3 protein-coding genes are annotated in these 15972 nt (G+C 64.6%); all 3 read right to left on the reverse strand.

The window, feature by feature from the left end:
* Nucleotide 1: 1 nt before the first annotated feature.
* Nucleotides 2-2146: a peptidase domain-containing ABC transporter gene (locus GJ700_RS29355; RefSeq protein WP_154380735.1), complete on the reverse strand. Its 2145-nt coding sequence runs from the start codon at nucleotides 2144-2146 to the stop codon at nucleotides 2-4.
* A 175-nt stretch (nucleotides 2147-2321) separates the two neighbouring features.
* Nucleotides 2322-9242 (reverse strand): SPM autocatalytic domain-containing protein, encoded by a 6921-nt coding sequence (locus GJ700_RS29360; RefSeq protein ID WP_154380737.1) that lies wholly within the window; start codon nucleotides 9240-9242, stop codon nucleotides 2322-2324.
* Nucleotides 9243-9458: 216 nt separating this feature from the next.
* A complete protein-coding gene (locus tag GJ700_RS29365) occupies nucleotides 9459-15869 on the reverse strand; it encodes an SPM autocatalytic domain-containing protein (protein WP_154380739.1) in 6411 nt (2136 codons plus the stop codon).
* Nucleotides 15870-15972: the final 103 nt, after the last annotated feature.

Raw genomic sequence — 15972 nt, forward strand, 5'->3', positions numbered from 1 at the left:
CTTACAAATGGCTGGTCTGCTGGTTCCACAGGTGCTGGTACGTGTCGCTGCGCGTCAGCAATTCCTGGTGGCGGCCCGCGTCGACCAGGCGGCCGCGCTGCATGACGAGGATGGAGTCCGCATTGACCAGGGTGGACAGGCGGTGCGAAATCATCACCACGGTACGGCCCACGGCAATGCGCGACAGGTTCTTGATGAAAATCGCTTCGCTTTCCGGGTCCAGCGCGGACGCCGCTTCGTCGAGGATCAGGATACGCGGCTTGGCCAGCAGCGAGCGCGCAATGGACAGGCGCTGTTTCTGGCCGCCCGACAAGTTGGTGGCGTTTTCTTCCAGCAAGGTGTCATAGCCGTTCGGCAAGCGCTCGATGAATTCATCGGCGCCGGCCGCCGCCGCCGCTTCGGCGATTTCCTCGAACGTGGCGTCCGGCTTGGTGACGATCAGGTTTTCCCGCACGGTGCCGCGGAACAGGAAGTTTTCCTGCAACACGACGCCGATCTGGCGCCGCAAGTGCGGCAATTCGATTTCACGGGCATCGATGCCGTCAAAGCGCACGATGCCTTCCTGCACGTTATAGAGGCCCTGGATCACCTTGGTCAAGGTGGTCTTGCCGGAACCGGAACGGCCCACGATGCCGACCACGGTGCCGGGCTGGATCGTGAACGTGGTGCGGTCCAGCGCCGTGTTGGGCGAACCGGGATAGCGGAACGTCACGTCGTCGAAGCGGATTTCACCGTTCAGTATCGGACGCAGGCCGCCCGCGCCGGCGCGGCCTTCCGGCGCGCGGTTCATCACTTCGCCCAGCATCTTCACGGACAGCGCGGTTTCCTGGTATTCGTTGACCAGGCCCACCAGCGCGATCAGCGGCTGCGTGACGCGCTGCGACAGCATCTGGAACGCGATCAGCGCACCGACCGACAAGGTGTTGTCGAACACGTCCTGCGCACCCAGCACGATGATCACGATCGGCATCAGCTTGCCGAGGAAGTCCGTGATGGCGTTACCCGTGATGGAAATCTGGCCCACGCGGAAGTGCATGGTGATGGCTTCGGCCGAACGCTGGTCCCAGCTGCGGCGCTGCGCCGGTTCGATTGCCAGCGCCTTCACCGTGCGCATGCCGTGGATGGTTTCCACCAGCATGCCCTGGCGCTGGCCTTCGGCCGCATACAATGCATTCAGGCGACGCTGGTACGCGGGCACCATGGCCGCGACAATCGCGCCGATCACGGCGGTAAAGGCCAGCACGATCAGCGCCAGCTTGGCCGAGTAGCTGAACAGGATGGGCAGGAAAATCACCAGCGCAATCAAGTCCAGGCCCGTGAAGAACAGGCGGCCCGTGAGGAAGTTGCGGATCTTTTCCAGCTGCTGCATGTGGCGCGTGATCACGCCGGCCGTGTGGCTCTCAAAATAATCGATCGGCAGCGACAGCAAGTGGCTGAACACGCGCCGCGTCAGGCGCATGTCGATCTTGTTGGACGCGGCCAGCGTCAACATCTGGCGCAGGAAGCCGAACGTGGCGTCAAACACCAGCGCCAGCACGATACCGGCCGCCAGCACCCACAACGTGGTGACGCTCTGGTGCGTCAGCACCTTGTCGATGACGAGCTGGAAAAAGATCGGCGACGCCATCGCCAGCAAGTGCATGGCCACGGCGGCAATGAAGATGTCGCGGTACGCGGCCTTTTGCTTCAGGATTTCCGGGATAAACCAGCGCAAGCCGAATGGCTGGTTGGGGTCGGTCAATTTGTGCTGGCGCTTGAGGAACAGCACCTCGCCCTGCCAGCGCGCACAGAAGTCCGCCTGCGGCACCAGCACGATGCCGGCCTGGCTGTTGACGGGGTTCAGCACCGCCGCCAGCGTGTTGTCGCCGTCGCGCTTGACGCCGACCACGATCACCATATTGCCGTCCTGCAGGCGCGCCATCAGCGGGAACACGCCTTCTTGCGCCGTGAGTCCTTCCCAGGTCAGGTGTCCCGCTTTGGCTTTCAGGCCGATGTCATTGGCAATGCGCAACAGCAGTGTGTCACGTGGTTCTTCCGCGCCCAGCGCGTATTCGTCGATCAGCCGTTCCGGATTGATCTGCAAACCATGATGTTGCGCGATCGCCGTCAGGCATTGGATGGCAGTGTGGGGGAATTTATCGTGCATCGATTCGCTTGAGCATGTGGAAAGCGCGAGTTGCACCCTTGCAAGGTGCACCCGCCTTTGGATTCTACCCCAGAGATGTCGGCGCCGGAGCTTTTTCAAAGCCCGGATTAGCGCGGCAGAACGGGCTGTCCTGCCGCTTTTCTTCTACTGCTGAGCTGCCTTGTTGATGCTGTGCTTACTTCGGCGCGGCCAGCCAGCCGGATGCCGTTTCACCATGCAGCGCGCGCAGCCGCAATGCTTCCGCATCGGCCTGTGCCGCCGTACCCGGCGCCGGCAATGCCTGTGCATACTGGGCCAGTGCTTGCGCCAGGCTTGCCACGCCAGTGGACAGGCTGCCTGGCGCATCCTGCGCGGCGCCGGCAAACCACACGTCAGCCGCATCGCGGCGCGTGCCGTCTTCCAGCAGGTACGATGACATCAGGCCAACGATGTTGCCGTTATTCGATGCCAAAGTGGCTTGCGCATCGAGGCCGATGCGGGCAATTTTCAGCGACGCCAGGGTGTGCAATTCCGATGCCTCGCTGACGCCGTCACCGTTGTTGTCCGTCCACACGCGCAACTGCTGCCACGCGCTGTCGGCCGCCGTCAACGCACCGTCGCCATTGCCATCCAGTTCAGCCATTGCCTGGTAGCCATTGGCGGCATGGCCACCATTGCCGAGCGGCGTGCTGGAACCAAACAGTTCGGCGCCGCTGGTGATGGCGCCATCGCCGTCGCGGTCCAGCGCCAGCAAGCCGTCGTTGCCGCCGACCCAGCCAGTGGCCACCTTGCCGCCATCCGCTTGCATGTCGAAATGCACGCCGGCGTCGACACCCACCGTGTCGATGCCGTTGCCGTCGAGGTCCAGCACCACGGGGGTGTAGAACGGTTGTGTGAACGCGGCGATTTGTTCGTCCGTCAGCGCCAGCACCTGGCGCGGATTCAATGCGCACACCTGGTCCGAGCGCAGCCCGACGATTTGCGCCGTGGTCAGCGCCGCCATCTGTTCTTCATCGAACAGCTTGAGGTTAGCCAGCGGCAGCACGGCCAGGTCGCGGGTTTCAATGGCGGCAATCTGGCTGGCGCTGAAGCCGGTCAGCGCGTTGGAAGTCAGCGCGCGGAATTGCAGCGTGGTCATGGCCGTGATCTGCTCTTCCGTCAGCAAGTTCAAGTGGAACGGCGCCAGTTGCGCCAGTTCGCTGGTGGCCAATGCCGCCACATCCTGCGTCTCCAGCGCGCCCAGCGTGCCATTCACGGACAACGCGAACAAGTGCTTGAAGCGCAGCGCCTGGGCCTGCGCCGTGGTCAGCGCCTGCACCTGGTCCGGGGTGATGCCGGACCAGGCGTCGGCGCTCAGCGCCTGGATTTGCCAGGTGGCCAGCACCGCCACCTGTTCCAGGGTCATGCCGCCCAATTGGCTGGCCGTCAGCGCGGCCAGCATATTGGTGCGCAAGCCCAGGATCGACGACGTGTTCAGCGCCGCGATCGTGGTGGTGGGCAAGGCGCGGAATTGCGCGCTGCTGAGGGCGGCAATCTGGTTCGATCGCAGCGCGGTGATTTGTTTCGTACCGAACGAGGCCGACAGCTGCGCGGTCGACAGGCCCGATATTTGCAGCGTCGTCATTTGCGCCAGCGTGTCGCTTGGAAGGATGTCCCACTGCACGCTGGTCAAACCGGCCAGCGCCGCGGGTACCAGCGCCCGCCAGTCCTGGGTTTCCATGGCAGCCAATGCATCGGTGGCCAACGCCGCCATTTGCGCCGAGCCCAGTACGGAGGCTTGCTGCGGCGTCAGCCCCATCACCTGAATGGGCGACAAGGCGGCGATCTGCATGGTTTTCAGCCCGGCAATGCTGCTGCTGCGCAGCGCCGACACCGTTTCGATCCACTTCAACGCATCCAGCGGCAGTGCGCCGACCTGTGCGGACGACAATGCGCCGAGTTGGCTGGTCGTCAGCCAGAACGTTTGCGCACTGTTCATGCCCGCAATACCATCCGGCGACAGCGCGCCGAATTGTTGCGCAGACAGGGCTCCCAATTGTTCGCCGGTGAGTTGCGCGACCTGGGCCGATTTCAACGCAGCGATCGCGCTGGTCTTCAATCCCTTGAACGCCAACGGATCCAGGTGCGTCAGCGTATCCGCAGCCAGCGCGGCCAATTGCGCCGTGCTCAACACGCTGATTTGCGCCGACGTGAGTTCCATGGACTGGGCCGACGATAGTTGGGCAAGCTGGGCTGTGCTGAGCGCCGCAATTTGGGCCGGCGTCAGCAGCGGCAGGAAGTAGCCGGGCAACGCCGCCATCTGCGCTGTCGTCAGCGCAGCAATGGCCGCCGTGCGCAACGCCGGAATATCCTGGGTTTCCAGGCTGTTGATCGCATATGTGGACAGCGCGCGCACTTGCTGCGAATTCAGCACCGCAACTTGCTTCGTCGACAGCTCCCACACTTCATACCAGCCCCATTGCGTCAAATGCTCCGCCTTCAAGCCCGCGATGGCGCTGGTGCTCAACGCTTCGATCCGGTCCTCGACCAGCTTCGCCATCGCCGCCGTGGACAAGGCATTCAGCTGGGCCGCCGACAATGCGCCGACCTGGGTACTGTTGAAATACGCCACGTGGCTGGTGCCCATCGCAGCCATTGCCGCGGTCGACAGCGCGGCCACCTGATCCGCCTTCAATGCCGCCAGCACCAAGCCATCCGCCAATGCGGCAATTTGCTGCGACGTCCACGCCGCCACGACGGCGGGCTTCACGGCGTCCAGCGCGGGCGGCAACAGCCAGGCCAGGGCGGACGTTGGCAAGGCGTTGAATTGCCGACTATCGAGTGCGGCAAGCTGCACCGAGTTCATGGAGGTCATGGCTGACGTCGCAACCCCGTTTGCGAGCTGGGCAGTCGACAGCGCGGCCATTTGTGCCGGCGTCAGGAAAACGGCGCGCCAGTCCAACGCCGCCATTTGCGCGGTCGTCAGCGCGGCAATCGACGCGGTGCGCAACACATTCAAATCGTCCACTTCCAGCGACGCGACGGCATCCGTCGTCAGCGCCGCAACCTGTACCGCATCCAATGCCGCGGCCTGCGCCGTCGTCAGCGCAATGACCTGGTCCATCGTCAGCGCGGCAACTTGCCTGGTGGACCAGCCTGGCAGTGCGGCAGGCTTCAACCACGCCAGCGTTTCCGGCGCCAATGCCGCCAGCGCCGCCGTGGACAATGCGCGTAATTGCTGCGATTGCAGCGCGGCCGCCTGGCTGGTCTGCATGCCGGCAACCGCATCCGAAGTCAGGCCGCCCAGCGCGGCCGTGGAAAACGCCAGTATTTGCGCCGGCGTCAGCCCGGCCCATTGTTCGCTGGACAAGGCGGCCACCTGTGCGGAATTCCACGCGCCCAGCAGCGACGATTTCAGGCCGGCAATGGTGTCGCGCCCCAGGAAGACCGCGGGCGCCGTCTGCAGTGCGGCAAATTGGCTGCTGTTGAACGCGGCCAGTTGCGCGGTCGTCAGCGAAGCCAGCTGTTCTGTGTCAAGGCCGCCATTGGCCAGTTGCGCAGTGGTCAATGCCGCCAACTGCAGCGGCGTCAGCGCGGACAACAGCGTCTCGTCCAGGGCGCGCAATTGGGCGGTCGACAGCGCCGCAATCACATTCGGCTTCAGCGCCGCAAAGTCGCCGGTTTCCAATTGCAGCAAAGTATCACTGCCCAGCGCCGCCACTTGCGTGCTGGTCAGCGCGGCGGCCTGCGTCGTGGTCAAACCCGCCAATTCCGCGTCCAGCACCGCCAATTGCTTCGACGTCAGTCCCGCCACGGTCAGAGGCTTGAGCCACGCGATTTGGCTGGAAGTCAGGCCATCCACTGCATTGGTCGACAGCGCGGCCGCCTGGCCCGGCGTCAGCGCACCAAATTGCATGGAATTCAAATACCCGACCTGGTCGAAATCGAGCCCGGCAATACCCGCCGAGGACAACGCGGCAATCTGGTCGCTGCGCAGCGCCGCCAACTGGGTGGACGTCATCTGCGCTACATATTGCGATGCCAGCGTGCCCAGCATCGGCGCCTTCAATTCAAGGATGGCCGCCGTACTCAGATAAGCCAGCGGGCCGCCCGGCAGTGCGCCAAACTGCACGCTGTTCAATGCCGCCAGCTGCGCCGGCGTCAGCGCGGCCAATTGCGCCGTGCTGAAGCCCGCAGCCAATTGCGCCGTGGTCAGCGCCGCCAGCTGCACGCTGGTCAGCGCCCGCACGTGCGCAGTGCCCAGTCCGGCCAGCTGGCTGGACGTCAGGGCCGACAGCACGCTGGCTTTCAATGCCGCCACGTCCACGGTTTCCAGCACCGCCAATCCCGACGAACCCAATGCCGCCATCTGGCGCGACGTCAGGGTTGCCGCTTGCGCGGTGGTCAGCGCCACCAGTTGCTGCGTGCCCATACCAGCCAGTTGGGTCGACGTCAGGGCGGCAAAGGCCGTCAGCGACAGGAAGGCCAACTGGCGGCTGTCGAGCGCGGCAAGGGCGGCGGTCGACAAATTGGCCAGCACGGACGCGGGCAAGACACTCAGCTGGCCGGTGCCAAAGGCGTGCACCTGCTCCGACGACAATCCGGCTATGCTGGCGCTCGGCAGCGCCGCCAGGTGCGCCGACCCCAGCGCGGCCATCTGATGCGTGCCGAAGGCCGCCAGCTCGGCGGAATTCAGCGCCGCCAGCATGGCGGGATTCAAGCCGGCCAGTGCGGCCGTGCCAAGGAAATCTGCCGGGCTGCCCGGCAGCGCGGCGAATTGCGTGGAACTGAGCGCCGCCATTTGCCGCGAACTGAGCGCGGCAATCTGGTTGCTCGTCAGTCCGGCCAATTGCGCGGAGGTCAACGCGACGATTTGCCACGTGGTCAGCGCGCGCAGCGACGCATCCGGCAGCGCCTGCAATTGCGCAGAGTCCAGCTTGCCGATCACGGGCGCCGGCAACACGGCGATGTCCGACGTTTCCATTGCCGCCAGGCCCACAGTGCCGAATGCGGCCAGCTGGCTGGTGCCCAGCGCCGCCGCTTGCAGCGTGGTCAGGTATTTGATTTGCGCGGTGTCGAGCGCCGCCAGTGCCGACGTCTTCATGCCGTTCAGCACGGCCGGTTTCAATGCGCCGATTTCTTCGCTGCCCAGGCCATCGAGCGTATCGAGGTCCAGGCTGTTCATTTGCGCGGCGGTCAGCGCGCCGGCCTGGAGCGCGGACAGCGCCCGCAATTGCGCACTGTCCAGGCCTCCCAGCGCGGCCGACGTCAGCGCGACGATTTGCGCGGTATTGAACGCCGTCAGCTGCAAGGTCGACAAGTCCGCCACCTGCACCGATGTCAGGGCGGCCACCGCGGCCGGCTTCAGGCCGCCGATATTGACCAATGCCGACGCCGGCAAGACCGTGACCTGGCTGGCCGTCAGTGCGGCCAGGTGCGCGGTATTCCAGACAGCCAGTTGCGCCGAGGTCAAGCCATTGGACAGTTGCGCCGTCGTCAGCGCCACCACCTGGGCCGGTGTCATGGCCCGCATCACGGCGGTGCTGAGCGCCGCCAGTTGCGCGCTCGACATGCCGACAAACGTCGCGGCCGACAATGCGGCAAAGTCGCGGGTTTCCAGCGCCGCCATCTGCGCCGTGGTAAATGCCGCCAGGTCATCGGATTTGAACGCGGCCACCTGCGCCGTGGTCAGCGCGACGATCTGCGCCGTATCCAGGCGCGCCAGCAGCGCCGTGGGCAAGGCGATCAGCGCCGCCGGCGTGATGGCGGCGATATGATGGCTACCCAGTCCCGGCAAGGACGCGCTGGACAAGGCCGACAGCGCGGCCGGCAACAGCCTGGCAATCTGCAGCGTTCCCAGCGACGCCAGCTGGCTGGACGACAGGCCCGGCATGGCGGCGGTCGGCAATGCCACCAGTTGCGCCGTCGTCAGCGCCAGCAATTGCGCGCTGCTCCAGTGCGCCAGGTCGGCGGACGACAGTTTGCCGATCGCGGCAGCGGACAAGGCGCGCACGTCGGCCGTGTCCAGCACGGTGTACAAGTCGTCGGGCAGCGCATCGAATTGCGCCCCACTCAGGACGGCGAACTGCGCCGACGTCAGCGCAGCGGCCTGGTCGATATCGAAGCCCTGCGCCAGTTGTTCCGTGCCCAGCGCCGCGATTTGCGCGGTTTTCAGCGCCCGTACCTGCAGCGTGCTCAACGCGGCCACCTGCGCGGAAGACAAGCCCGCAATGGCATTGGTTTTCAGTACCGCCAGGTCGCTGCTCTCCAGCGCGGCGATGCCGGTGGCGCCCAGCGCACGCACAGTGGCGCTGCCGAGCGCGGCGGCTTGCGCCGTGGTCAGCGCCGCCAATTGCGTGGCGGACAAGCCGGCGGCTTGCGATGTCGTCAGGCCGGCCAGGGTCGCCGGCTTGAGGGCCGCCATCGGCAGGGTCGGCAGCGCTGCCAGCGACGCCAGCGGCAAGGCGGCCAGTTGCGCACTGGCCAGCACGCCCGCTTGCGCGGTATTCAATGCCGCCACCTGGGCCGAGGTCACGCCCAGCGCCAGCTGCGCCGTGCTGAGCGCCGCCGTTTGCGCCGTGGTCAGCGAAGCAAAGCGCGACGCGCCCAGCGCGGCAATTTGCGTATTGCTGAACCCCGTCACGACTGCCGGGCGCAATGCGGCAACGTCCGCCGCCTCCAGCGCGGCAACGGCGGTCGCATCCAGGCCCGCCACTTGCAAGGTACCCAGTGCGGCGGCTTGCGCCGTGGTCAGCGCCGCCACCAGCGTGTCATCGATGGCCGCCACCTGGTCGCTGCGCAGGGCCGCGATGGCGGCGGTTTTCAACGCCGCCAGGTGGTTCGCCGTGAAAACGGCCAACGCGGTATTGGACAGCCCGGCCAAGCCAGCCGGCGCCAATCCGCCCACGGCGGCGGTCGATAGCACTGCTGCCCGTGTGCTGTCCAGCAACGATGTCTGTAAGGAAGTCAGTGCACCCACCTGCGCCGCTTGCAGCCCGCCCAATTGCACCGTACTCAGCGCGCTGAAGTGTTGCGTGCCGAGCGTGGCGATGGCCAGCGTTGGAAGCGCGCCGATTTGCGTAGCAGAAAACACGCGCAACTGAGCCGTGCTCAATGCCGCCAGATCAGAACTGGTCATACCAGCCATGGTCTCGTTCGACAAAGAGGCCAGCTGATCAGTTCGATAATTGGAAAGCGTAAAAGACATGCTATCTCGCAGGGCGTAAAGACGGAACTTTGATTTTATCTAAAAAACAAGATGCCGTCAGGAAAAATTCCTCTAGAAAAAAAAACGGCAAGACCGCAGTCTTGCCGTTTTTCAGCGCAAGGCGAGATCGCTCCCGCCCGCTACCGTTTATTTTGCAGCCAGGATGCCACCCAGGCCGGCGCTGCTGGACAGTGCCTTCAGACGCAGGTCGCTGTCGGTGGCTGCCAGGTCTGCCGCGCCATTCAGCTTGGCCGCATCGAACTGGCCAATCGCTGCCGCCAGGGTCGCCACGCTGTTGTTGACGTTGCTGCCGGCTTCCAGGGTCAGCGAACCGCTTGCTACCGGCGCCGCGCTGCCGAAGGTCGACATCGACTGCACCAGGCCGCTGACGTTGCCGCGCAGGTCGGCTGCACCCGGCGTCACGTTGCTGCCGGCGAACCAGACGTCGGCTGCCGCGTGGGTCTGGCCATCGGCGGTTTCGTAGGTGGACGTCATCCCCACGATATTGCCGTTGTTCAGCGACACATCGGACTTGCCGTTCAGGTTCAGCTTGCTGATGCTCAGGTCTGCCAGCGATTTCAGTTCGCTTGCATCGCTGACGCCGTCGGCGTTGCCATCCACCCACACTTTCAGGCTGCCGAAGGCGGCATCCGCGCTGGTGATGGCGCCGTCGCCGTTGCTGTCCAGTTCAGCCAGGGCTTCGTAACCGTTGCCGGCTTTCTGGCCGTTCGCCAGGGTGGTGCCGGAGCCGAACAGTTCGGAACCATCGTCGATGGCGCCGTTGCCGTTGCGGTCCAGGGCCAGCAAGCCGTCGCCGCCGCCCACCCAGCCGGTGCCAGCCTTGGAGCCGGTCGCCTGCATGTCGAACTGGACACCTGCGTTGAACGCCAGGGTATCGATACCGTTGTTGTTCAGGTCCAGCACGATCGGGGTGTAGAACGGGCTGTGGAAGGCGCCGATCTGATCCGTGGTCATCGCCTGGATCTGATCCGAGGTCAGTGCGCACACTTGCGCGCTGGCCAGGGTCGAGATTTGCAGCGTGGTCAGGCCCACCACCTGGTCGGTGGTCAGCGCGCGGATCGTCGCGGTCTTCAGCGCAGCCATATCGTTGGTCTCGATATTGGCGATCTGCGTGGTCGACAGCGCCTTGATCTGGGTGCTGGTGAAGCCGGCGAACTGCGCCGTCGTCATGCCGATCAACTGGTCGGTGGTCAGCGCGGCCACATGATCCGTGGTCAGGCCGCTGATGGCCGAGGTCTTCAGGGCAGCCAGGTCGCTGGTTTCCATCGCGGCAATCGCTGCCGTGCTGAAGCCTGCCATCTGGCTGCTGGTCAGCGCGGCCGCCTGGCCGGTGGTCAGCGAGACCATCTGATCCGTCGACAGGGCCGACAGCTGGACCGTTTTCAGGCCGGCGATCGACGAGGTCTTCAGTGCAGACAGGTCATCGGTTTCCAGCGCCGCCACCGAGTCGGACGACAGGGCCGCCACTTGCGACGAGCTCAGTACCGCAGCCTGGGCCGAGGTCAGGGCAACGATCTGCGCGGTGTTGAAGCCAACCGACAGCACGGCGGTGGTCAGGGCGGCAGCCTGGTTGGTACCCAGGGCGCCGATCTGGTCCGTCGTCAGGCCCGCAACTTGCAGGGTCTTCAGTGCGGCGATCACGTTGGTCTTCAGTGCGCTGATGTCATCCGTGCCGATTGCGCCAACCTGGTCGGAGGTCAGGGCGCCGAACTGCGCGGTGGTCAGTGCCGCCAGCTGGTTCGACGTCATGGCCAGTACTTGCGACGTCGTGAAGCCGTCGGTCAGCTGGCTGGTCTTCAGTGCAGCGATCTGGTTGGTGCCCAGGGCGCTGATCTGGTCGGTCGTGATGGCGCGCAGCTGGTCGGTGTTCAGACCAGTGATCGCGCTGGATTTCAGGACAGCCAGGTCGCTGGTTTCCATCGCAGCGACAGCCGCCGTGGTCAGGCCAGCCATTTGCGCGCTGGACAGCGCGGCAACCTGGTTGGTGCCCAGGGCAACGATCTGCTCGGTGTCCATCGCGTTCAGCTGTACCGTTTTCAGGCCGGCGATCGAGCTGGATTTCAGTGCCTGCAGGTCGTCGGTTTCCAGCGCAGCCACCGAGTCGGACGACAGCGCAGCCACTTGCGACGAGCTCAGGATGGATGCCTGCGCCGTGTTCAGTGCAACGATCTGGGCGGTGTTGAAGCCGTTGGCCAGGGCGTTGGTGGTCAGGGCTGCAACCTGGTTGGTGCCCAGGTTGTTGACCTGGTCGGTGGTCAGTGCAGCGATCTGATGCGTCTTCAGTGCGGCGATCACGTTGGTACGCAGGCCGATGATGTCGGACGTTTCAATCGCGGCAATCGCGTCGGACGACAGCGCGCCGAACTGCGACGTCGACAGGCCGGCCAGCTGGGCCGAGGTCATGGCCACGATCTGGCTGGTGGTGACGCCGTTGGCCAGCTGGTTGGTGGTCATCGCAGCGATCTGGGCCGACGTCATGTTGCCAATCTGGTCGGTCGTGATGGCGGCCACCTGGTCGGTGGTCATGCCGGCAATCGCGTTGGTCTTCAGCGCGGCCAGGTCGTTGGTTTCCAGGGCGGCGATGGCGGCGGTGCTCAGGCCAGCCACTTGTGCGCTGGACAGTGCTGCAACCTGGTTGGTGCCCAGGGCGACGATCTGGTCGGTCTTCAGTGCGTTCAGCTGCACGGTTTTCAGGCCGGCGATCGCGCTGGATTTCAGCGAGGACAGGTCATCGGTTTCCAGGGCGGCGATCGAATCGGACGACAAGGCTGCTGCCTGTGCCGAGCTCAACGTCGCAGCTTGCGCGGTGTTCAGTGCAACGATCTGGGCGGTGTTGAAGCCGTTGGCCAGCGCGTTGGTGGTCAGGGCGGCGATCTGGTTGGTGCCCAGTGCGCCGACCTGGTCGGTCGTCAGCGCGGCAACCTGCACGGTCTTCAGTGCGGCGATCACGTTGGTGCGCAGGCCGATGATGTCGGACGTTTCAATCGCGGCAATCGCATCGGACGTCAGCGCAGCGAACTGTGCGGTCGACAGGCCGGACAACTGCGACGACGTCATGGCCACCACTTGCGAGGTGGTCAAGCCTTCGGCCAGTTGCTTGGTGGTCATGGCGGCCACTTGCGACGACGTCATCGCGCCGATCTGGTCGGTCGTGATGGCGGCCACCTGGTCGGTGGTCATGCCCGAAATCGCATTGGTCTTCAGCGCGGCCAGGTCGTTGGTTTCCAGCGCAGCGATGGCGGCGGTGCTCAGGCCGGCAACTTGCGAGCTGGACAGGGCTGCAACCTGGTTGGTCTGCAATGCCACGATCTGGTCGGTATCCAGCGCATTCAGCTGCACGGTCTTCAGGCCGGCAATCGCGCTGGACTTCAGCACGGACAGGTCGTCGGTTTCCAGCGCGGCGACCGAATCGGACGACAGCGCAGCCACTTGCGACGAGCTCAGGATGGATGCCTGCGCCGTGTTCAGTGCAACGATCTGGGCGGTGTTGAAGCCGTTGGCCAGGGCGTTGGTGGTCAGGGCCGCGACCTGGTTGGTGCCCAGGTTGTTGACCTGGTCGGTGGTCAGTGCAGCGATCTGATGGGTCTTCAGGCCGGCAATGATGTTGGTCTTCAGGCCGATGATGTCCGACGTTTCAATCGCGGCAATCGCTTCGGTCGACAGCGAGCCGAACTGAACCGTGTTCAGGGCGCCCAGCTGGGCCGAGTTCAGCGCAACCACCTGGCTGGTGGACAGGCCGTTGGCCAGCTGGTTGGTGGTCATGGCGCCGACTTGCGACGACGTCATCGCGCCGATCTGGTCGGTGGTCAGGGCCGCCACCTGGTCGGTGGTCATGCCGGAAATCGCATTGGTCTTCAGCACGGCCAGGTCGTTGGTTTCCAGCGCGGCGATGGCGGCGGTGCTCAGGCCGGACACTTGGGCGCTGGACAGTACGGCAACCTGGTTGGTGCCCAGGGCCACGATCTGGTCGGTATCCAGGGCGTTCAGCTGCACGGTTTTCAGGCCGGCAATCGCGCTGGACTTCAGGACGGACAGGTCGTCGGTTTCCAGGGCGGCGATCGAATCGGACGACAGCGCGCCGACTTGAGCCGAGCTCAGGGTTGCAGCCTGCGCGGTGTTCAGCGCAACGATCTGGGCGGTGTTGAAGCCGTTGGCCAGGGCGTTGGTGGTCAGCGCGGCGACCTGGTTGGTGCCCAGGTTGTTGACCTGGTCGGTGGTCAGTGCGGCGATCTGGTGGGTCTTCAGGCCGGCAATGATGTTGGTCTTCAGGCCGATGATGTCCGACGTTTCAATCGCGGCAATCGCTTCGGTCGACAGCGAGCTGAACTGAACAGTGTTCAGGGCGCCCAGCTGGGCCGAGTTCAGCGCGACCACCTGGCTGGTGGACAGGCCGTTGGCCAGCTGGTTGGTGGTCATGGCGCCGACTTGCGACGACGTCATCGCACCGATCTGGTCGGTGGTCAGGGCCGCCACCTGGTCGGTGGTCATGCCGGCGATCGCGTTGGTCTTCAGTGCGGCCAGGTCGTTGGTTTCCAGCGCGGCGATGGCGGCGGTGCTCAGGCCGGCAACTTGGGCGCTGGACAGCACGGCAACCTGGTTGGTGCCCAGGGCAACGATCTGGTCGGTATCCAGGGCGTTCAGCTGCACGGTTTTCAGGCCGGCAATCGCGCTGGACTTCAGCACGGCCACGTCATCGGTTTCCAGGGCGGCGATCGAGTCGGACGACAGCGCGGCCACTTGCGACGAGCTCAGCGTTGCAGCCTGCGCCGTGTTCAGCGCGACGATTTGCGCCGTGTTCAGGCCGTTGGCCAGTACGTTGGTGGTCAGCGCGGCGATCTGGTTGGTGCCCAGTGCGCCCACCTGGTCGGTGGTCAGTGCGGCAGCCTGGTGCGTCTTCAGTGCGGCAATCGCGTTGGTCTTCAGTGCGGAAATGTCATCCGTGCCGATCGCGGCGATGGCGTCGGACGTCAGCGCGCCGAATTGCGTGGTGTTCAGTGCGCCCAGCTGGGTCGACGTCAGGGCGGCCACCTGGCTGGTGGTCAAGCCTTCGGCCAACTGCTTGGTGGTCAGGGCCAGTACCTGGCCCGAGGTCAGCGCGCTGATCTGGTCGGTGGTGATGGCGCCCACCTGGTCGGTGGTCAAGCCGGCAATCGCGTTCGATTTCAGCGCGGCCAGGTCATTGGTTTCCAGGGCGGCGATGGCGGCGGTGCTCAGCGACGATACTTGCAGGCTGGACAGGGCGGCAACCTGGTTGGTGCCCAGTGCCACGACCTGTTCGGTATCCAGCGCATTCAGCTGCACGGTCTTCAGGCCGGCAATCGCGCTGGTTTTCAGGGCGGCCAGGTCGTCGGTTTCCAGTGCGGCGATGGAGTCGGAGGTCAGGGCAGCGACTTGCGACGAGCTCAGCGTTGCAGCCTGGGCCGTGTTCAGGGCCACGATTTGCAACGTCGACAGGGCATTGGCCAGCACGTTGGTGGTCAGTGCGGCGATCTGGTTGGTGCCCAGGTTGGCAACCTGGTCGGTGGTCAGGGCAGCAGCCTGGGCCGTTTTCAGGGCGGCGATCTGGCTCGACTTCAGGCCGGCCAGGTCGGACGTTTCAATCGCGGCGATGCCATCGCTGGACAGTGCGCCGAACTGGACCGTCGACAGGGCGCCCAGTTGGCTGGAATTCATTGCTGCAACCTGGCTGGTGGACAAGCCATTGGCCAGCTGGTTGGTGTTCAGTGCGCCGACTTGGGCGTTGGTCAGTGCGCCGATCTGGTCGGTGGTGACGGCGACGATCTGATCGGTGGTCAAGCCGCCGATGGCGCTCGATTTCAGCGCGGCCAGGTCATTGGTTTCCATCGCAGCGACGGCATTGGTGGTCAGTGCGGCCACTTGTGCGCTGCCGAATACGGAAACTTGCTGGGTGTTCAGCGAAACCACCTGGTCGCTGGTCAGGACACCCATCTGTACAGTTTTCAGGCCGGCAATCGCGCTGGTTTTCAGGGCGCTGATGTCGTCGGTTTCCATCGCGGCGATGGAGTCGGACGACAGCGCAGCCACTTGCGCGGAGCTCAGGACGGCAGCCTGGGTCGAGGTCAGGGCGACGATCTGGTTGGTGGCGAGGCCGGTCGACAGTTGCAGCGTGGTCATTGCTGCAATCTGGTTGGTGCCCAGCGAACCGATCTGGTCGGTGGTCAGCACGGACAGTTGCGTCGACTTCAGGGCTGCGATGGCGTTGCTGCGCAGGCCGGTAATGTCCGACGTTTCAATCGCAGCCAGCGCATCCGTGTTCAGCGCGGCGGCTTGCAGCGTGGTGATCGCGCCGAACTGGGACGAGGTCATCGCCGCAGCCTGCGACGTGGACAACACACCCAGCTGGGCCGTATTGAATGCCGGGATCTGGGACGAAGTAAATACCCCCATTTGATCCGTGGTCAGAGCACCGAATTGGTCGGTATTCAAACCGGCAATGTCGGAGGTCGCCAGACTGGCAATCTGCAAAGTCGATAAATTAGCAATCTGCAACGTAGTCAAGCTGGTGACGATGCTCATTTCATTCTCCTAGGGGTACTACAGAATTCTGAGTGGGTATGAAAGGGAGCCGACTGGCGCCATTCCCTACCGATGTTTTAAAAAGTCTTGCTTGAATTTGTGT

Source organism: Pseudoduganella rivuli (genome assembly GCF_009674485.1).
Lineage (GTDB): Bacteria > Pseudomonadota > Gammaproteobacteria > Burkholderiales > Burkholderiaceae_D > Rugamonas > Rugamonas rivuli_B.